Origin of the sequence: Vibrio splendidus (genome assembly GCF_024347615.1) — a bacterium.
GTDB lineage: Bacteria > Pseudomonadota > Gammaproteobacteria > Enterobacterales > Vibrionaceae > Vibrio > Vibrio splendidus.
In genome coordinates this window covers 824,728-843,846 of record NZ_AP025508.1, presented here as the reverse complement: position 1 = coordinate 843,846, position 19,119 = coordinate 824,728, and the positions used below count along the sequence as shown (strand labels likewise).

16 protein-coding genes and 2 pseudogenes are annotated in these 19,119 nt (G+C 40.7%); 6 read left to right on the top strand and 12 right to left on the bottom strand.

The genetic code is table 11. The features are described 5' to 3' along the window. Positions 1-344 precede the first annotated feature (344 nt). From OCU90_RS03695 to OCU90_RS03670, 6 genes and pseudogenes are all read right to left on the bottom strand, one after another. Positions 345-563 (bottom strand): annotated as a pseudogene (locus OCU90_RS03695) (diguanylate cyclase); the annotation flags it as partial. A gap of 117 nt (positions 564-680) precedes the next feature. Then, entirely contained in the window at positions 681-1,430 is a 750-nt protein-coding gene (locus OCU90_RS03690; protein WP_061024065.1) for a hypothetical protein, read from the bottom strand. 108 nt (positions 1,431-1,538) lie between these two features. Continuing rightward, the gene (locus tag OCU90_RS03685; protein WP_061024064.1) at positions 1,539-2,477 is read right to left on the bottom strand and encodes an AbiTii domain-containing protein; all 939 of its coding nucleotides are present in this window, start codon (positions 2,475-2,477) and stop codon (positions 1,539-1,541) included. A gap of 412 nt (positions 2,478-2,889) precedes the next feature. Continuing rightward, entirely contained in the window at positions 2,890-3,588 is a 699-nt protein-coding gene (locus OCU90_RS03680; RefSeq protein ID WP_061024061.1) for an SPOR domain-containing protein, read from the bottom strand. 305 nt (positions 3,589-3,893) lie between these two features. Continuing rightward, positions 3,894-4,484: a hypothetical protein gene (locus tag OCU90_RS03675; RefSeq protein WP_061024060.1), complete on the bottom strand. Its 591-nt coding sequence runs from the start codon at positions 4,482-4,484 to the stop codon at positions 3,894-3,896. 158 nt (positions 4,485-4,642) lie between these two features. Then, the gene (locus tag OCU90_RS03670) at positions 4,643-4,867 is read right to left on the bottom strand and encodes a hypothetical protein (RefSeq protein WP_061024057.1); all 225 of its coding nucleotides are present in this window, start codon (positions 4,865-4,867) and stop codon (positions 4,643-4,645) included. 769 nt (positions 4,868-5,636) lie between these two features. Here OCU90_RS03670 and nrtS point away from each other — a divergent pair. From nrtS to OCU90_RS03650, 4 genes are all read left to right on the top strand, one after another. After that, a complete protein-coding gene (nrtS, locus tag OCU90_RS03665; protein ID WP_017095112.1) occupies positions 5,637-5,876 on the top strand; it encodes a nitrate/nitrite transporter NrtS in 240 nt (79 codons plus the stop codon). A 2-nt stretch (positions 5,877-5,878) separates the two neighbouring features. Then, positions 5,879-6,808, top strand: a complete 930-nt coding sequence (locus OCU90_RS03660) for a methyl-accepting chemotaxis protein (RefSeq protein WP_017095111.1) — start codon at positions 5,879-5,881, stop codon at positions 6,806-6,808. 37 nt (positions 6,809-6,845) lie between these two features. Next, positions 6,846-7,577 (top strand): EAL domain-containing protein, encoded by a 732-nt coding sequence (locus OCU90_RS03655; RefSeq protein ID WP_061024056.1) that lies wholly within the window; start codon positions 6,846-6,848, stop codon positions 7,575-7,577. 906 nt (positions 7,578-8,483) lie between these two features. Then, the gene (locus tag OCU90_RS03650) at positions 8,484-11,360 is read left to right on the top strand and encodes a UvrD-helicase domain-containing protein (protein ID WP_061024053.1); all 2,877 of its coding nucleotides are present in this window, start codon (positions 8,484-8,486) and stop codon (positions 11,358-11,360) included. Positions 11,361-12,039: 679 nt separating this feature from the next. Here the strand turns inward: OCU90_RS03650 and OCU90_RS03645 are convergent. The 4 genes from OCU90_RS03645 to OCU90_RS03630 form a co-directional block, all read right to left on the bottom strand. Beyond that, positions 12,040-12,429, bottom strand: a complete 390-nt coding sequence (locus OCU90_RS03645) for a hypothetical protein (protein ID WP_061024052.1) — start codon at positions 12,427-12,429, stop codon at positions 12,040-12,042. Next, positions 12,429-14,042: a DUF4041 domain-containing protein gene (locus OCU90_RS03640; RefSeq protein WP_061024050.1), complete on the bottom strand. Its 1,614-nt coding sequence runs from the start codon at positions 14,040-14,042 to the stop codon at positions 12,429-12,431. Before OCU90_RS03640 ends, OCU90_RS03645 begins: the two co-directional genes overlap by 1 nt. A 770-nt stretch (positions 14,043-14,812) precedes the next feature. Further along, positions 14,813-16,192: a DEAD/DEAH box helicase gene (locus OCU90_RS03635; protein ID WP_061024048.1), complete on the bottom strand. Its 1,380-nt coding sequence runs from the start codon at positions 16,190-16,192 to the stop codon at positions 14,813-14,815. Next, positions 16,186-16,716 (bottom strand): hypothetical protein, encoded by a 531-nt coding sequence (locus tag OCU90_RS03630; protein WP_061024047.1) that lies wholly within the window; start codon positions 16,714-16,716, stop codon positions 16,186-16,188. The genes OCU90_RS03635 and OCU90_RS03630 overlap by 7 nt, the downstream gene beginning before the upstream one ends. Before the next feature lie 103 nt (positions 16,717-16,819). Between OCU90_RS03630 and OCU90_RS03625 the strand changes: the two genes are divergently transcribed. After that, positions 16,820-17,164 carry a helix-turn-helix domain-containing protein gene (locus tag OCU90_RS03625; RefSeq protein WP_061024045.1) on the top strand — a complete coding sequence of 115 codons (345 nt, stop codon included), beginning with the start codon at positions 16,820-16,822 and terminating at the stop codon, positions 17,162-17,164. A gap of 22 nt (positions 17,165-17,186) precedes the next feature. Next, positions 17,187-17,581 (top strand): annotated as a pseudogene (locus OCU90_RS03620) (IS66 family transposase); the annotation flags it as partial. Between the two features lie 216 nt (positions 17,582-17,797). Here the strand turns inward: OCU90_RS03620 and OCU90_RS03615 are convergent. Further along, the gene (locus OCU90_RS03615) at positions 17,798-18,349 is read right to left on the bottom strand and encodes a hypothetical protein (RefSeq protein ID WP_061024042.1); all 552 of its coding nucleotides are present in this window, start codon (positions 18,347-18,349) and stop codon (positions 17,798-17,800) included. Further along, positions 18,339-19,103, bottom strand: coding sequence for a hypothetical protein (locus OCU90_RS03610; RefSeq protein ID WP_240513382.1), 765 nt, complete (start codon positions 19,101-19,103; stop codon positions 18,339-18,341). Before OCU90_RS03610 ends, OCU90_RS03615 begins: the two co-directional genes overlap by 11 nt. Positions 19,104-19,119 lie beyond the last annotated feature (16 nt).

The following is a 19,119-nucleotide window of genomic DNA, read 5'->3' as shown; positions in this document are numbered from 1 at the left end:
AATCGATGTTTTTGAATGGTTTAGGTGCATAAACCTTTTTCAACACCTTTGCACTGTGTATTTGCACAGCATTATAGCAATTCAAATCTGATATTAGCAAAAGAATCTAACGATGCAGTGTTCAACTATATAGATGAAAAAGCCGAAATAACCCTTTCCAAAATGCCCCAAGCTGAAGCTCATCAAATACTCTTAGACTCCCTCCGAAACCGTCTTCATAGACATGGGTACCGTTACTTCCCCAAGTAACATTCGAGCCGTTACTCTCTTCAGCAAAGAGCGAGAATTACTAGAAGCATTACGCTGAATGGGAATCTGAGGTTTGTTTTGCTCTCTCATGTGGGCATAAAGACATGACTCCTGAATGTCATCTTCAATTCGCTCTGCAAACTCAATTAGATTTGGCTCAGCAAAGGTAAATAACCAAGCATGTTGTACTTCTGAAGAGTTAACTCGAAGTATGCGCCCAAGCACCTTTCTGCAGTACAGTTCCGTTTTACTGAACTCATATGACAACATACTTGAAGGCACGGGATATCCGATCCCTTGCTGAACATAAAAACTGGGGGCATGCCAGCGACGATCATGCTGACACGCCTCTGGACAGAAATGATTTAGTGCAAACACTCAAATACACCAATGTCAGATAAGAAAAAGTATCTTGAAACCTTAGTCTCTTGTTATGTGCTTACACCATCAAACTCCAACCTCAAGTCTTTTACTGCTAAGCCTTTAGTTTTTTCGACTAAATCGGATAGAGATTTCTGGGTGCTTAAATAATGTTCAAGAAGCCTATCAAAAAATTCTGATTGATGCTCATACCCTTCTTGCTCGAGTTGAGCATTAAAAACTTTCTCTCTCAGTCTTTCTATGTCACTTTCTATTGATTTCAAGTCAGCATGCAAATATATCGATTTTATTGAAAAGATATTTTCAAGCTTTATAAAGCTATCATTCGCTTCATTTAATAAATTTTCACGCTCATTTTTTGATTCAAGAGATTCATATTTTTCATTGAAAGCTTTTTGTTCACCTTCGATGTACTCTGCATATGAACGTTGATGTTCTTCCTCTTCAGGAGATTCATATGGTGCTCCTTGTGAACAGCCTATATGAACAAAACAATCTACGTAACTCTCAAAATATGCAACCAAGCCATCTAGGTATTTTTGAGTAATATATAGGCTTGATGTGAGTTCCTCGTATGCAACTCTTTTAGTTTCCCAAATTTGTTGTTTTACCCAATACTTTTCGTTCATCTGACTTTTAATACTTTCAACAGCTTTGGTGCTTTTCTTAAGCTGTTCAATAGCATCATTAAAATCTTCTTTAGTCGCCAATGCTTTTAAACGATGAGCTACATAGCCCCCGAGAGGGGTGATGATCAATGCCGTTATGATAGCAGGTAAATATGAAGTAAAATCTTCCAATTATAAATCCTTAAAGTGAAGAACGTAGCTCGGGCACTCGGGGCTCATAACGCCGCGCTGCGAAAATTTGGGAGCGCTAACGAGTAAATTTTCCGTAGCAGCGCCTTGTTAAGCATCTGCTGCCGACAAATGTAGTATTTCACCAATTACTAGATATGTATTTAGAAACAATGCCCTTGCTTCTTCAGCGGTAACGTCATTATGCACACCAGTTGAAACGCGATCATACAAGTTGCTCAAATTTTGCCTAAACCGTTTCTTCCTAGTCGTGCTATCTGTTTTTTCGTGAATATACGCGCTGATTCTATTTTGGTGTCTGCTTGCCCCTAAAGACAGCTCGTTCCCACCAATTTTAACTGTGTTTTCTGTAGGTGGATATATCGCATCGGCAAAAGAATCTATAACTCTTCGGCAGGTAGTTAAGGCTTGGCTAATTGCTTCTTGGTCACCTTCGGCAAGCCTATTCATAACAGATGGGATTTGCTCCAACACATCGCCACAAGCTTCACCAATTAAAGAATCAACGTCTTTTTTGTACATTTCGAATATCGATTCTGAAAGGCTGTCAAACTCTTTTTCGTAGTATATTTCACTTACAAATTCATGCAATCTGGCAAGCACTCTACTCTTTATACCACTCAATTTAGAAATGTAGTTCGTCGCTGAAGCCATTTCATCTGTTACTTTTTTCGTGGCAATAAAAGCCATATCTCCCGCAGTGTTTGGCACTCTCATTGCGTGAAGTTTAACTTTTTCTGCTTCGATAGCAGCTTCTTGTTGTGCTAACGGCCCCCAATAACCTGTTTGTTTTTCTCGGTTAACCCAGCGGCCAGTTATACCCATATATTTAAGAGAGATTTCATTTGAAGAGTTGTAGCCCTGCATTTCTAGCTTAAGCCAATATCGAGTTTCTTCTGAACCTACCCAGCGAGCTAGCCTAGATGTTTTGAGAATTAAACTTTCAGCACTAGTTCTACTTAGCTCGATGTCATCAAGCAATTCTTTTGCTAACTCTAGAATATGTTCCGAACGACTTTGATTTACCACATTACTTCCTTATGATGCTTAACGCTTTATAGACGGTTTTTCCCGTATTTGCATTCCGTCTATATTGCTGTCATTCATTATAAAACTCAATCAGTATCAACCTGTTATGTGAGTAAAATGAGAATTCATGGAAAAAACCACGGAACATTTCCGTATAGCTCCCCACCACATGGATTAGATTAATTTGGTCTATTCTAGAGCATTCATGAGAGTCAGCTCTACGGCTCTAAGAAAGTTTGGGGCAGATCTGAGTTAGTTGGCACTTTTTGAGAAAAGTGCCACGGGTAAAACTTCAGGTCTATGAAGGCTCTGGACAAAACCTTGTTACGGATTTTTATACACTAGAAGCTCATAAATTAGATCAGATATGGAAACTCGCATAGTCATGTGTCCAGTATTGCTGTTCTTTTAGTTATAATTTAGGCCTAAACCTTAACACTTGCCCTCGCGAGCCAGTGACATCTTCAAGTTCTTCAACAATTTGAATAACCTGATCATACCCATATTCAGGCTCTGGGAGAACAATGATTCTATTAAATGACTCTTCTTCTTTTACGTGTGTATCGTAGCCACGTTTTCTTAAATCTTTTGTTACTGCTTCTGCGTTATTTATATCTCGTAATGCCATTAACTGAATAATGTAATTATATTGCTGTAAAGTAGTAGCATTCGGGTTTTCTATATAGGCTATAAGTGCTTCCGAAACTATATCTTTGATGCTATTGAAAAAGAAAACCTTTGAAGATACATCGCCCGAACCAACTAGCATCATTCCGCGATTGTGCTCTTCCAAGACGACTGCACCGTTATCGAGTGTGGTACCAAATCTTATGTCTTGATGCAGAGCCACCCCAGTTTTAAATCCATTGCGCTGTTCTATTTCAATACAGTGCAAGGAAATGCGTAAGAAGTGTATGCGATCTTGTGATGGCTTTACTCGAGCCTTAACGAACTCCCCTTGGATCTTACCCTTTAATTCGTCCTGACTAAAAGGGCATTGCGGGCTTGCATCGATAAACAACCCAAGCGAATCATCGTTTGCGAGAGCTACAGGTGTGAGCTTGATAAAAGACACCAATAAGACGCATGCCAATGTAAAATGTCTTAGCATTTTAATAACTACCTCTAGTTCTGATTGCTCAGTGTTAGTGTTCGACAGTCTTTGCAAAGTAGGGAACAGTCATATTTTACTAATCATTTAGTATGTTTGCATTAAAGCAATTGAAACCATTAATTACATATTACCGACTAGCTTGGAACAGGCAGATCTTAGTTAGCAGGTACTTTGAGAGAAAAGTACCACGTGTAAAAATTTCGCTCTATGAAGTCTCTGGACAGAAACGCGTTAGTGTTTAAGTTTTAACGCACTCGATATAGATTGGGATAAGGATCTTGAAGCATAAAACGTTTGTTAAATTACAAATCTGACGAGTCTACTTTCTCACCGAGTAGCTCTCTAAAATCAACTTCAAGCTCACTTAGTGTTTCTGATAAATCACCATAAATACGCTTGAATTTTGAGGAAAAATTGTGATTATAACTGTGGGCCTCTAGCTCACCTATAGTTCGTTCAACTTCAGTACAGAATCGACTAATTTTATCTGCAGTTGAAAACTTTATGAATATTCTTCTTTTAGGAAAGAAGTCATTGACTGCTCTAAGTGCATTTTTTGCTGCCTGCAAGTTATTATCTAAACTATCCTCGGATTGAAAGGCTAAGTCTGCTACTGAATTAAATGCATCACGCAATAGCATATAAGTTTCCGAAATAACTTCGGCTCTCTTTTCATGTAGTTTGGCAAACTTGATTTGATGCTCATAAGATAACCCATTTAGCTCATTTCGATAGCGTTCCAAATCATGAGCATAACCAGACCTTTCTTTTTCTAATATTCGGTTAGCCCACGTTTTTGCTAGAAAAGAACTACAGCCAAAGATTATAACTGAGGCACCACCAACAGCAGTTATACCTGCTGTAACGATTTTAAAAACATCATCCCAACTCAAATTCAAACCTCTTGTAATTTAACGCCCGCTTAAGTAACGAGCAACACCATACATAAGCCTCTGCATTCCACCGTAAACACTTTACGCGACGCATAGTAAAAGCGCCACGTGTTGCAGAATCCGTCTTGAAGTGTTTGTTATATGCTGTGGCACAGTAGTTAAAGAGGTGGATTCCAGTCATCATTGTGGATGCCAACACCACCCCCTACAGTAGGCTGTGGAATAACGCGTAACTCATTTTTCTTTATCCAGAATACTGAGCCTGTCGAACTATAATTGCTAACCTGACAACTAGCCATATCCCCGGTTATGTCGAGTACCTTGTATTCTTGAGTGAGGTCTTTAAGCTGAATTACTGAATCACCAATATTAATTTCAATCATTTACTTGTTCCTATTTCAGTTACTCGCTCCAGGAACATTATACGGCAAGAGCAAACGAAACGTAACTGTAATGAAATTGTAAAATATTAGAGTGCTATTTACAGAAGTGGCATATAACATCCTAATAACAGACAGGTTCCCACCTATCCGACTTTCGGCTAATTTATCATAAACCATTAAAAATTAAAGAAAACACAACTTACAAAACTAGCCATCGACAAAGCGAGACCAAAAACTCAATAAAACATACCACTTTCAATATTCAAACTTAATAAACTGTGTAGATATACAGAAAAGAAAGTAAAGATGGTAAGTAAATCAGCCATGAACTTGATATCAGGTTTTGTAGAGAAGACGCTAGTCCTCAAAAATGTGTAGAGCATTTGATCTAACAAGGTTTGGGGCAAAGACGTGTTTGCTATAGTCGGTTCACATAACCTCTGCCAAGTGAACTGACAGAGGAAATATGACAAACTTTATTGGAATCGATCAAACATATTATCTTCCGGTAAGTGTTTTGTATTTTAGTAAGGTCTCACCATTAGTCTGAATTCTCATTAATTAGTGTAATTGACATTTACTTACATCAAATTACGCAACACAGCCTCAATGCGAAATAACACTTCTAAGGCACATAGAACTTTTAGCAATTGAATATACTGCAATTAACTTTACGTAAGTTGCAGTTGAACACCACTCTTAATTTGAACAATCGTTCAACAAGATGTATGATTCACCAAAACAACATTCATTTAAACAGAGGTTGCAGATGCCTTTAGCTCAGTTTATTAAAACCGCAGGCGAACCTACGATACTAAAACGCTCACTCAAGGTTTCTTTCATAGTTGGCACCATTCTTATGTTCATTAATCACGGTGACAAATTGCTCTCCAGCAACATTGACGCAACGCTGATCATTAAGATCTTAATGACTTACTGCGTACCCTTTTGTGTGTCTACCCAAGCCAGCGTTTCTGCAACTCTTCAATCCCGAAAGAAGGTCGTCTAATAATGATATTTTCGTTTAAAAAACCGTCATCGGATACTGTCGAAGTTCATACTAGCCATCTTGCAGAACTGAAGAAAACCTCTGAAAAGTACTCTCTATTCAAACAGAATGATCCCACCGACTATGCGAAGAAAATTCACGTCAATGCGGCCAATGTTCATAAAGCGTCACGAAGTCGTGCGAAGTCGATTGAACAGAGCTATGAGTTAGTGAATCACTTCATCGAGCAGTCAGAAAGTATTAACAAGCTGTCTTGTGAGAGTCATCAATACTCTAGTCAAACGGCAGAAACTGCGGCTAATACCATCGACAAGCTGGAGGCTTTGGAAGAACAGGTATTGGTTTCTAAAGAAAAGATCTGCCAATTTAGCGAACTGCTCGAATCACTGGATGAGATTAACAAGAACGTCACTCAATTGGTGGATTCTATTAAAGGTATAGCTGCACAAACAAACCTGTTGGCGCTTAATGCCGCGATTGAAGCCGCTCGTGCTGGGGAGCACGGTCGCGGTTTTGCAGTAGTCGCAGACGAAGTCCGTCAACTTGCGAATACGGCGAATCAGTCCGCTGAGAACATCGATACTGAAATGGCATCGATTTCAAAGATATCAGACAGCATTTTCAACAAACAAAAAGAGGTTGAGGACGTCATTATTCTCAGCTCAGAAGTAACCAAAGACACCATGCATAACATGCAGAACTTGATGAACATGTCGCTTGATAGTAAAACAGCTTCTAAAACCATTATGGACGCCATTGAGGCTCAACTGTCCGACTCCAACACGGTTAAGCAAAACATGGAAGCCCTAGTTGAAGACACCAAGCTATCAATAAGCCTCTCGGGCAACAACCATGAACTCGCGGAACAAATCGTCAACTCTTTATCTTATCTGCAACTGAATGATAGAACGGAGCAAAAAAGAAATGCTTAGCTCCGATAGCGTGTAAGCAAATAAGGAAAATTGCGACATGAACCAAAGCCAAACACCACTTGAAACAGGGACTGCTGTTTCACTGAGTGATATCTTAAGTGAGCGTTCACTCTATTCATATGTTCAGTCTATTAGAGATCTTAAACGCCAGACCACTTATGGACATGAGGTTTTAGTTCGTGGTCCTTCAGACTCCTTATGGCATCGACCCGATCAGTTGTTTATCGCTGCTCAATCACAACAGCTCAGCAGGCAATTGGAAATTGTCATCCTCGAAGTTCATCTTGAAAACATTGCCGCCCATACATCTATAGGATGTTACACCGTTAATCTTGCTCCTAACCTGTTGTTAGATAACACAGTATTTCAGATACTAAACCGCTACGCACTGGCTGAAAGAATTAAGATTGAGCTCACTGAACACTTACCGATACAAGACTGGCAACCAATAAAACAGCGAATGGCTCAATTGAGAAAGCAAGGCTATCAGTTCTGGCTTGACGATGTTGGCTGCGGATTTTTTGATTTGGCGCTGATCGATGAAGTCAAACCAGAGGTAGTCAAACTTTGCATTAAAATCATCAGCAGGCTTACGTTTGATCCTACTCTAGTCGATGAAATAAAAGCGGTCGTCAAAGCGGTTCATGACTACGGTGGCGCTGTTTTAGCTGAAGGAATTGAGGAGCAAGTACAGCTCGATATGGCGGAGCAACTGAACATCGATCTAGCACAAGGCTATCTTTTTGATAAGCCACAGCCACTTATTTGAGTCACAAAAAACCAGCCCTCAATAAAAAGCGTACAGTTGGGTTTTGGTATCCTTATTGTTCTATTTATTGAGACTATAGATTGATATAGCTACATTTATCTAAAAATACCGACAAGTATACTTTGCTTCAAGTAGAACAAATCCACCCAACTTGAAGAGGTATACCAAATGTCAAAGCCACTCAACACTATCACTCGCGCATGCTCCGCTCTTTTGATTCTCGCAGTAACGCTGCAACCACAGAACACACTCATACAGAGCAAGTGTAATTGAAATTCCCGTACAATAGGGACACCGTTCTTGCTGGCTTTCTTTCGGTTAGTGCGCAGCTCGTTAAGGGCTACGAACCTGAACATTGTTCAATAATTAGGAAGGTAGATATGACTTTTTGCAAAGTTTTATCCAATAGTGTGCACGATCCTAATCTGGTATGACATTAGGAAATGTATGTAGAACCGGTGACGCTATCTACCGGCTAAAAAATTCTCTGGTTCATAAAGGGGCAGAAATAATTCACGAAACAGGTTGTTTCGCAATTGTGCAAGGACCTCTTGCACAATTGAGTCCGAGAGTTTGTCCAACAGCCTGTTGGGCAATTGGGAAACAGCTTGTTTCACAAATAAATCTCATGATGGTCTCTTGCGTTCTAAACACGCCTTGGGGCAATTTCGCGTTACGAATCGAAACAACACCAATCGAAACAACACCAAACCCATTTGCATGAGAATATGGCCAAACCCTATCTCATTAGCCAATTTTTATGAACCACTACAGTTCTATGTTGTTGCCTTTAAGTTCTGAATCGATTAACTGTAAAAATTGATGACACTCAAGTACTAGTAATCTGCCGATAAGTTAGACTAATGCCTCTTTACGAGGCAATCACACTTTAGGCGGTAGCGTATAATGACGCAGTGGACACTTACCACAAACTCTTTCGGTCGAATTTTCAAGAATCAGCTTGTCGTTGAGATCAGTGATGCAGGTATACGAGCTGATTCAGATGGAGAGGTGAGTTTCTTCAAATGGGAGGATTTGGATAACGCCCCAAGTTTGAAAACTACAATCGCTGGCGGTTGCTTAAGCTTTAGTGTTGGCGGTAAGCAACACAGCTTCTCTATGTTAAGCTACCTACTCCCTTTTAAATACCCACACAATTTCTTTCCTCACTGGGCTAATCAGAATGCACAGCATTTAGTTGGATTCTTAGATTCGGTGGAGAATCAATGCCAATCCAGATTTCTTCGCGACTCATCCATACAGAACATACAGATCTTTGCCAAAACAGAACACAAGCGGTGGAGAGGTTGGAACAAAGCTTCGGGTCTATCCGACTTCGCAAAAAATACAGCAGCCCAGTTAAGTCGCATTGCTAATTGGAAAACGGCTGATGTTGAGCGTATTAGACGTGAGTATGTGGAGCGTGAGCTTAACGCCTTTGATTCATTTTTTAACAGCGTGGAATCTAACCCGCTTACCGCCAAGCAAAGAGTTGCTTGCATCACCGACAATGACAACAACCTTCTTTTAGCTGGAGCAGGTACAGGTAAAACTAGTGTTATGGTTGGTAAAACGGGCTATCTAGTGAAAAGCGGGCAAGCACGACCAAACGACATTTTGATGTTGGCGTATGGTCGAATAGCCGCAGAAGAGATGGATGAGCGCATCAAGGAAAAACTAGGATTTGAAGATGTAAAAGCGAGTACCTTTCATAGCCTAGGCGTGAAAATAATTTCACAAGTTGAAGGCAAAGCACCAAGCTTATCGCCCTTGGAAGGTGACGTACGCGCAAAAGTGAAGTGGATGAATGAGGCTATTGCCTCGCTGATGCAAAATGTTGGCTACAAGAAAGCGTTACTCGATTATTTCAGTGCGTATTATTTCGTAGATAAAGATCCATTTGAGTTCAAAACCCAAGGCGAACACTTAAAGTATCTCAATGATAACGATATCCGCACGTTGAAAGGTGAGAAGGTTAAAAGCTTTGGTGAAATGGTGATTTCCAACTGGCTTTATAGAAAAGGGATCAACTATCAATACGAAGCTAAGTATCGAATCGATGTCGCCACGGAACAATACCGACAGTACGAGCCCGACTTCTATTTGCCAGATTATGATATTTATATTGAGTATTACGGTACCGATGAAAACGGAAACCCGCCACCATATATCGATAAAGAGAGATACCAACAAGGCATCAAGTGGAAGAGAGAAACGCATACCAAGTATGGAACAGGGTATATTGAACTGTATTACCATCAACACCGAAATCGCTCGATGTTAGAAATTTTGGAGCGTGAGCTAATTGCTCGCCAGGTGAATACAAATCCTCTACCCGATAATGAGTTGCTCGAAAGTTTAGAGAAAACAGGCCAAGTCACAGAACTGGCGCGCCTTTTAGGTTCGTTAGTTGATCTGTATAAAGCTGCTTGTCTTGATGAAATGGGTATTCAAAAAATAATAAAAAACTCTCTAGACCCCAAGCAAACCGCTAAAGCTTTGGAATTGTTGATGCCATTGTACCAGCGCTACCAAGACTACCTTTCAGAAGAGAACTTGATTGATTTTAACGACATGATTTCAAAAGCCTTGTCGTATGTCGAAACAGGTCAATTCGAGTCGCCTTGGAGTTACATACTCGTTGACGAGTTCCAAGATATCTCAGAGCCTAGGGCAAGGCTTGTAAAGGCGCTTCGAGATAATAAAGAAAACTCTTCGTTGTTCTGTGTTGGTGATGACTGGCAGGCAATCTATCGCTTTAGTGGCGCTGATGTTCGCTTAACGACAGACTTTGAAAAGTACTTCGGTGCAGCGTCTAAAACGACGCTTGATATGACCTTCAGATTTAATAGCGCTATCGGAGATGTGGCAACGCGTTTTGTTACTCAAAACCCCGTTCAGCTTAAAAAAGAGATTAAGTCTTTAGTTCAGGTTAGCAAACCAGCGGTAAGCGTCATTCGACAGGGAGCCGAGGAGCAAGGGATAACTGCATTGGATAAGGCGTTTACGTCTATTGCAAATCATGTACACGAGTCCAACTCGCCACATAAGAACAAAGTCTATTTACTGGCAAGGTTTTGGTACCAAATGCCAGATGCTAATTACCTACAGTGGCTGAGACAGCGTTACCACATGTTAGACATTGAGAACCAGTCGTTCCACGCATCTAAAGGTAAAGAAGCAGACTATGTTGTGGTTATGGGGCTGACAACAGGTAAACATGGTTTCCCGTCCGAGAAACAAACCCCTACGCTTATTAATGCGTTATTGCCCCAAGGAGATACATTTGAACACGCAGAAGAGCGCCGATTATTCTATGTAGCGCTAACCCGCGCGAAACACAGGGCATACTTAATCGCGGACATGACCGATGCAAGCGACTTTGTTACAGAGCTGGTTAAAGGAAACTATCCAGTAGAGACTAATGAGTTTGATATTTCCTTAGCGCAACTAAATGCCGACAAAATGGTTTGTCACTCTTGTAAAGTTGGCGTTCTCAAACCTCGAGTTGGTCAATACGGCAAGTTTATGTCTTGTACACTTTACCCACGCTGTAAGCACAAGGAAACACCTTGTGATAAGTGCGGGAGTGCCATGAGTCGTGAAACCAAAGGCGATTATCAAGTTTGCATTAACTCTAGTTGTGAACATGAGCGCCCAATGTGTTCGAATTGTGGTAGTGAGATGAAATTGAGGCGTGGTAAGTATGGTGAGTTTTGGGGGTGTTCTACTTATCGCAGGAACGTTGAAAATAATTGTTCGTACAAGATTAACGTCGATTAGATAGCGAAATCCAGAAACAACAAAGGGCTATCAGCCACTAGCTTTCTAGCCGTTTTAATATGACGCTCTCAACAGGATTCGAACCTGTGGCCTGCCTCTTATGAGGGGCAGGTCAACCGCTCGATGGTCAGCGTTTTGGGCCAAACGATGTGTTCGAAAAAGCGTAAGAGAACATAAGTAAAAGGTTGTTGAATTTGACCATCTATCTAATTATTGAAACAGACAATGGGGCAGAAGCAAGCTTGCCACATACAGTTCTTAGCTTTAAACTAACGTTGAGAGCCTCGGGTATCCCTGCTTTTTCTTGGATGTACTATTTACTGTCTGGCCAGAAGTAATTGTATCGAATTGAACTTGGCTTAATTGCAAAGCAGACCACCGAGGACATATGATAAGTCTAGGTGCTTTCCCTTCCATATACTTTGGTGATAAAACACCCGACGCTGCACACAGAATGTGTTCCCTCTTAGTTTTGAATGACAAACATTCTGTAGCTGTTTACAAAGCCATAGGCATTGCCTGTGGCTTTGTCGTATCTGGGACTAAAAAAACTGGTGCAACAGGCTTACACACAAATTAATCTATTGATAGTTTCTTATGCTCTAAACACGTTTAGGGGCAGCTTCGTGTTACCCGACTCCACGAGAAACAATTTAGGTAAAACCTTACCAGTGATTATTCACGGTTTAATTCCAGCTACAATCTGTTTGAACATCAATGCAGAAGATAGATGCGCTGCTGGGCTTTCTGAGAACGCCTCACCATACTCCTTTAAATCACTTCGGAACTCTTTTTCGTCTTTCTCTAGTCTTCTGATGATCCTATCTACCGAGTTTAAGATACTCTCGATAAACATTGATGTACATTTCTCAGCATTCACACAGCAAATATCCGCATCAATATCGTGATAATCCAAAACTGTAGCTGACAGGTCAATGGAAAACTCTCCATCACTGTATTCGCACATTACTCGCGATACTTCTGCGCTAGGAAAGCAGCGCTCAGTAGCTCTTGTTACAACTGAGGATACTCGTTGAATGCGCTTTAAATCATTTATTATACTAGCCATTAACCACTTTCCTTTAAAAACTTGGACTCTTCATACTGCGCAGCAACAACATCCCGAACCAAGTTAAAGTCACCTTCAACAAACTCATTTAAAGCCTCTTCAACTTCTTCAAAAGTCAGGTTAAAGAACTCTCTTCGGTGATTGACTTTGTTGACTCTTCGAGAGGCAAACTTAGAATGAAGTTTGTTTTCCAAGGCTGGGGCATCATCAGATGGTATAAGAGCATGGACATCAAAAAAGAACGGAACAGATGCATCTCCCAATTCCTTCACACGATCCATAGGCTCTAAACGTCGTGTCATTCCAATCTTGTACACATTTTCACCAAACGATCCCTTATTTGAGATAACATAAACATATCCTGACCTTGTGAGCTGAGCCATACTTAGCGCCCGCTCTTTCTCAGCAGTCGCACGTTCCAACTTAAGCTTCAGCTCTTCGATATGAGAGTTGAGCTTTTCTACTTCTTCTTGGTTCGCTGTTTGAACTCTGGCTAGAGCATCACTCAAATCTTTTTGAAAAGCTTTTTCCTCCTTTTCACGAGCAGTGACAAAGCTTTCTATCTCTTTTTTAACTTTGGCTTCTTCACGCAGAGACTCTTTCATGAATCGTTGTTCTTCTAGCTCCATCTCCTTTTTATACTTATATTCAAAGACATGGCGCTGCTCTTCCAGACGCAAAAATAGTAGAGTTCTATTCAGCTCTACGTAGCTATCATCACCACTCTTATTGACCTTTTGAAACCACTTGTCTATTTTTTTTGCATTAGCGGTGAAGTTACGTGCATTAGTATTAGCTATAATGTTGTCTACTTCTGCATTAAAGGCAGTTATCAGAAATTTACCATGTCTCTTTTGCCTTGCCTTTCCTTTAGCAAGATTGTCATTCCAAAGAATATCTTGAAGAATATCAAATGCGTTACCCTGTTTTATCAGTTCCTTCTGTTTATTTTTTACTTGTTGCAAAGATACCTTAATTTCATCGCTAGTAGGCCCATCAAGAAGGTATTCAAATGGCGTCACTGTAGAGAGAAGATCCTGATGTTCTTTAGTTAACTCCAAGTCACGCAACTCTTCTCGGAGCTTCTCAATACTGCTAGAGAGTACCTTTTCGCGGGTTTCTCCTGTTTCAATTTTTTTCTCAACATCCGCTAGTGCTTTATCTGCACGAGCCGTTGCTTTATCGACGATGGCTTCGGCTTCAGCCTCCGCATTACTAAGAACTTTTTCACGTTCAGCTTTCGCTTCAGTCAGAATTAGGTCTTTTTGTCTATGTGCATTCTCAATTTCTTCAGCTAATTCTGACTTTTCTAGTCCTATAGAATTTTCATTCTCTTGTAATACGAGTGCACACTGTTTTTCTATATCAGCAAGGTGCGATCTGGCAGCCGCTCTATCTTTCTCGCACTGGACTCTAACGTCATGACAAGTAGCTCTAAGCACGAGCAACTCCTCTTCGAGCTTCATTAAATCTGTAGCCTTCATATATTCAGGGGAGGCTAAAACTTTTTGAATACTCGACAATTCTTCTTTCGCTTCACTTAACTGTTTTTCAAGCTCAGTAACGTTAGCTTGGGCATCCATCAAGAGGGACTTTTTGACTAATCCAAACATTGTTTTTCAAACCTAGATATGTGATGTATTGATTAACTTGGTAAAGAACCGACTAAACACCCACCAAACTCATAGACACTTTGTGGCATAAGGGAAAATAGGTCAAATAACCTCGTATAGAAATGAGGTACAAAACAGTTCTAGCTTAGAATGGGGCAAAAATAACTTCGTTTCGCAGGTAGCGAATCGCAACCTGCGCATCGCAACTTGCGATGTGGGTGGTTTACTTAATAAAAACCAGCGTAAACATCAATCAATTAACATTTAAAATCAATAATTTACAATTAAAATAGCACCATAGCGATGCTGATAATTAGCCTTCAATTGAAGAGAGTATTTCGTATAAAAAAGCTCTCCAGAATAGAGAGCTTTGATGGGTTATCGGTAGTATTGTTTTTGACGCCTCGAGTTATGCTTCCAACTTTTTGCTAGGCCATACACATACGACGGGTAGTCGTCCCATGGGTTAGCTAACGCTCTTCCTCGCGCGGCTCGCAGTTTAATCGGGTAACCTCTACACTCAACCTTGTGAAGAAAATAATAGCTCTTTTCCTGCTTGGTAGAAAAGTGCTTATGAGTTCCACTGCGAACGCTTGGATAAAGATCCCAAAGATATTGGCGCTGGTATTTTATACGGTTCCGGTACTGCTGTTTTAGCTTTTTCATTTACCCTCTAGGTTTGCATTACCTAGAAGGGGTCCTTTGCAAAGTAATTCATTCCGGCCTCCCCAATGTGCCTTTAGTGAAATTGTAGCCTATGGTTTCTTCAACTACATGGAAGAGAAAGCCGAGATCACTCTCTGCTTAAATGCCCCAAGTCGAAGCTCATCAAACGTCCCTAGTGTTCCATAGAGACTATTTGAACTGTCTGTACTGCTTTCCCAAGATACTGTTGTTCTCCCACTATTTTGGGACTCAAGCGGAAGCGCGACACTTAAGCTATTTCCTCGACCAGAGAACTCTGTTTCGATAGGTTTCCCCATACTTACATAGAGACGAGACTCAGGAATATCTTGTTCAATCCTTTCAGAAAACTCAATCAGACTTTGTTCAGCAAAAGTGAATAACCACGCTTGTTGGTTTATTGTATTATTCACACGAAGTATTCTTCCGAGCACCTGCCTGAAATACAATTCCGTTTTGACTGAACTCATGTGGCAACATACTTGAAGGCGAGGAATATCAGTACCCTCACTGATCATACCTACACTAACAATCCATTGTGCATCGCTTTGTCGATAACGCTCTATTTCTGCCAGCGGTTCTTCATGTCGATAAGTGACGATAGAAACGGTTTGCCCAAATTTTTGAGATAGTATCTCTTTGATTGTTTGCGCATGTTGAACCGACGCTGCAACAATCAGCCCACCGGCATTGGGGGATCTGGTACGTACTTTTTCTAACCGCTCACACCCTAAACAGAGTAGATATTCCATCGCCTCTTGGTTGTGAATAACACTCTGGTAGGATGCTTTTGTCTGTTTAAGCATCTCTAATATTGATGAAAAGGATTCGACTTTTTCGCTACTACTAACAGATAAGTGTTCATTATCAACCAAGACGATTTTAGGCCTTCTACAAACACCATCAGCTATAGCTTGTTTAAGAGTGTATTGGTAATCGACAAGAAGCTGTCCGTCTGGGTCGCTATACTCACCCATGACAATGGGTAAAGAGTCTGAACGCCACGGTGTACCTGAAAGTGCGAGGGTAAAAGTAGCAAGCCCTTGAATTTTAGTGAGAACTTGATGCCCCCAAATGTTCGCATTTTCAACCTCAGAGCCAGAGCAATGGTGTATTTCATCAAAGACAACAAAGACCCTGTGATTACGCAATGTTTGCCAAAACTCATCAGTAAGGAACTGGATAGATTGGTATGTTAAAGATTGCCCTATAGCTCCCATACCACCATTAAATGTGCAATTAAGTATCGACGAAAAGGTTCTTTTTACACCATCAGAAACCGTCAGTGATGGCGAGAAGCACAATACAAGATCTACCATGTCACTTTGTAGCAGCCTTGACGCAATAGTAGCGGCAAGCACTGTCTTACCAGCCCCTGGTGTAGCTTGGCAAAAGAAATGGGATCCGCTGGATTGATATTTTTTCAACGCTCTGTCAGAGCATTCACCTTGCCATTCCCTTAACACGGTTCATCTCCTTCATAGAGAGTATTAAGAACCCTTGTTAAAACATTCACTTTACCGAGCAATAAAGCGGCGCGCTCTTTAGCCTCTTGATGCAAAGGGGCTAGTTTATTTTCTAGCTCAGGAAATCGAGATACGATCGATTGATATTCGTAAATCTCCCCAAGTACGATCTCAAGTTCACCCTTATATTCATTACGTTCATTGCTCAAAATGGAATAGTTTTGAATGGGTACTTTAGGCTTTATATCCGCTTGGTTATTCGTGGTTACATTGTTATGTAAATCTTTAAATTGTTCCGTTTGAAAGTAATGCTTTCTCCGACCTGAGCCCTCACTTCGCAACCAACTTTTCTTTTCAAAGTGAAAAATTGCTCGGTACACCTTTTTACGAGCTTCGGCAGAATTGGAGTCCACATTATCAAGTGATAGCCATAAATCTCTCGCTTCTAGCACGGTGAACCCATCTAACCCATTTTCTATCAATAACTTGTGCATGACCGCACTAATTCTTCGAGCCCGTTTCATTTCCAAAATTACACCAACCAAAAACTAAGGATTGCTTAGTATACAGAAATCCATAAAACTAAGAAAATCTTAGTCAACTTGAGCTCAGAGAAATGAAATCTAAGTGTCATTTAAAAACCCAATCCCAGAGCGACTCAAACAAGCTCGAAAAAAAGCAAAGCTCTCTCAAAAAGCCTTGGGAGAAAACATAGGTATGGATGCAAGTTCAGCAAGCCCTCGAATGAATCAATACGAAAAGGGAAAACATACGCCGGATATCAATACGTTAAAGTCAATTGCAGATGAACTTGGTGTGCCTTTGAGTTACTTTTTTTGTGAAGATGAGATTTCTGCGGAGTTAGCTGTGAATCTAAATAAGCTCTCTGAAGCGGATAAGCAGAAGATTCTTGATGTGACAATGCGGCTTATTGAAGAGTCATTTGAAAATAGTTGTCCGAAAGGGGATTAGCTACACGATCCAGCGAAAGGGCACGGAGCGTCAAGCGCATGCCAAGCCGATACTGGGTGAACTTTACGAATGGATGACGACCTAAAAAGTGATAGGCTCTAGTCCACTAGGTAAAGCGATAAAATACACGCTCGGGCACAATGGCCAAAGCTCATACATTATATAGATGATGGTCACTTATCTATCGATAATAATCGCGATGAACGCGCAATTAAACCGCTAGTCATTGGCCGAAAAAATTGGTTGTTCTCAGACACACCAAACGGTGCTGATGCGAGCGCCATGCTTTACAGCATCATCGAGACTGCAAAAGCCAATGGTCTTATCCTCTACGAATACATGGTCAAGTGCATAAAAGAGCTGGCGAAAGTAGAGTCTGATATCGACTCACTCCTACCTCGGAACTTCAAACACTAACAAGTCGCCCCGCAGATTCATGAGGCGGATACTACAGTGCGGCTTTAGTTTGAATTATATTGGTGTTCTTGAACGTGGTGAAAAAATGTGACTTTAGAGAAGGTGTTTACGGTATCTAAAGCTCTCAAATGTTCAATCTATAATTTGATTCCAGATGAAGATTAAACCCAAGATATATGCATCAGTTTATAACGAAAATATAGCTTTTTTGACGACTTACATAAGTCCCATTTTTGCTTTCAAATCCAAAGGCATCTTGGCAACGGCTAAATCCAATGTTTCTTTGACGCTTCGAGCTTTAAGTGCGTTGTGCTTTTTTTCTAAAGATTGATGACTCTGAACAATAACTTCTTTTTTATTCACTCTGATGCCCGTTTTCTTTCTTTTTAATTGCTTCTTTTGTTCAATTTCATGCATCTCTAAAAGCTCTTGATTAACATCATCAAAGAAGCCTTCAATGTCTCTACTGAATGAGGACGCATTGAAAATGCTCTGTGCTGACCGACCAACCACTCTAGCTACATTAGACTTTTTAATTTGATAGAACTTCTTAGTCTTATTTGTTACTACCTCACCAAAGCTTGAAATCGCTTCTTCAGCTTCCTTTTTTAAATCAAGAATGGCATGGTAAGCTTTATGAGTAGTATGCTCTGGGTCGTCAACAACCCATGATGGTTGTTCATTTTGGGCTGATTTGTCTGAAGTATCATCTAACGAATCCAGAAACTCATCCGACATAAGCTCATCTAAATCAAAGTCATTGGGCATACAGCCTTTCCTCTTCCATAATCTTGCTTTCTATAGCATCAATTGCTTTAGTAATTGCAGCTAGAATCTTGTCGACACTTACAGCGTTCTCCTCACTTCTAAGCTCTTTAATGCGCTTCCAGCTTGATTTGAGTGTTGGTAGGTGTGCCTCTAACAAGAAACCAAAAGCGTGTTCCTGTAACGACTCTTTTACCATTGGTTGAATCACTTGCCATATCCCTTTGATATTACCCTCAGTGATGAGTGCATTGGTGCAATTCAGACAAAACTCAGGCTTGGCATCTTGTGGGTTTAACGCCCCCATTTTCCAACATTTTGCTCTAGGATCCGCACCATCACGAGGTATACAGGTAGCGAAAGTATTCACCTGAATATCAATGATACGACCACTTAACGTCTCTCTTAGAGAAAGTATTCCATTATCATCTTTCACTTGCGTTAATGATGTCGCTTTTTTCACGAACTGTGCCAGACCGCCTACGTATTTTTCACCGACTTGCTCTGACTCTATAATCAGTAACTCAACCAATGAGTTTAGGTAGCGCTGCTTCGCTGATTGCATTAACCCTCTAGTATCTTTATCTCTTAGATACGCCATGAAGAAAGAATTATCTAGGTGAGCAAACTGGTGGCGTATCACTGCCCCCACATCACCCTGATAGCGTGTGAGAACTGACTCCGCCCATATATGACGAAAAGCGTGAGGAGAAGGATAGCGCGCACTTTCTAATAACTCAGAGTTAATATCCTTCATCGTTTTCTTATCATTC

Excerpts from the sequence above, each read along its gene's own strand:
- OCU90_RS03680 (WP_061024061.1), bottom strand. The coding sequence starts at position 3,588 with ATGCTAAGACATTTTACATTGGCATGCGTCTTATTGGTGTCTTTTATC.
- OCU90_RS03670 (WP_061024057.1), bottom strand. The coding sequence starts at position 4,867 with ATGATTGAAATTAATATTGGTGATTCAGTAATTCAGCTTAAAGACCTC.
- nrtS (WP_017095112.1), top strand. The coding sequence starts at position 5,637 with ATGCCTTTAGCTCAGTTTATTAAAACCGCAGGCGAACCTACGATACTA.
- OCU90_RS03660 (WP_017095111.1), top strand. The coding sequence starts at position 5,879 with ATGATATTTTCGTTTAAAAAACCGTCATCGGATACTGTCGAAGTTCAT.
- OCU90_RS03655 (WP_061024056.1), top strand. The coding sequence starts at position 6,846 with ATGAACCAAAGCCAAACACCACTTGAAACAGGGACTGCTGTTTCACTG.
- OCU90_RS03650 (WP_061024053.1), top strand. The coding sequence starts at position 8,484 with ATGACGCAGTGGACACTTACCACAAACTCTTTCGGTCGAATTTTCAAG.
- OCU90_RS03645 (WP_061024052.1), bottom strand. The coding sequence starts at position 12,429 with ATGGCTAGTATAATAAATGATTTAAAGCGCATTCAACGAGTATCCTCA.
- OCU90_RS03640 (WP_061024050.1), bottom strand. The coding sequence starts at position 14,042 with ATGTTTGGATTAGTCAAAAAGTCCCTCTTGATGGATGCCCAAGCTAAC.
- OCU90_RS03630 (WP_061024047.1), bottom strand. The coding sequence starts at position 16,716 with ATGAAACGGGCTCGAAGAATTAGTGCGGTCATGCACAAGTTATTGATA.
- OCU90_RS03615 (WP_061024042.1), bottom strand. The coding sequence starts at position 18,349 with ATGCCCAATGACTTTGATTTAGATGAGCTTATGTCGGATGAGTTTCTG.
- OCU90_RS03610 (WP_240513382.1), bottom strand. The coding sequence starts at position 19,103 with ATGAAGGATATTAACTCTGAGTTATTAGAAAGTGCGCGCTATCCTTCT.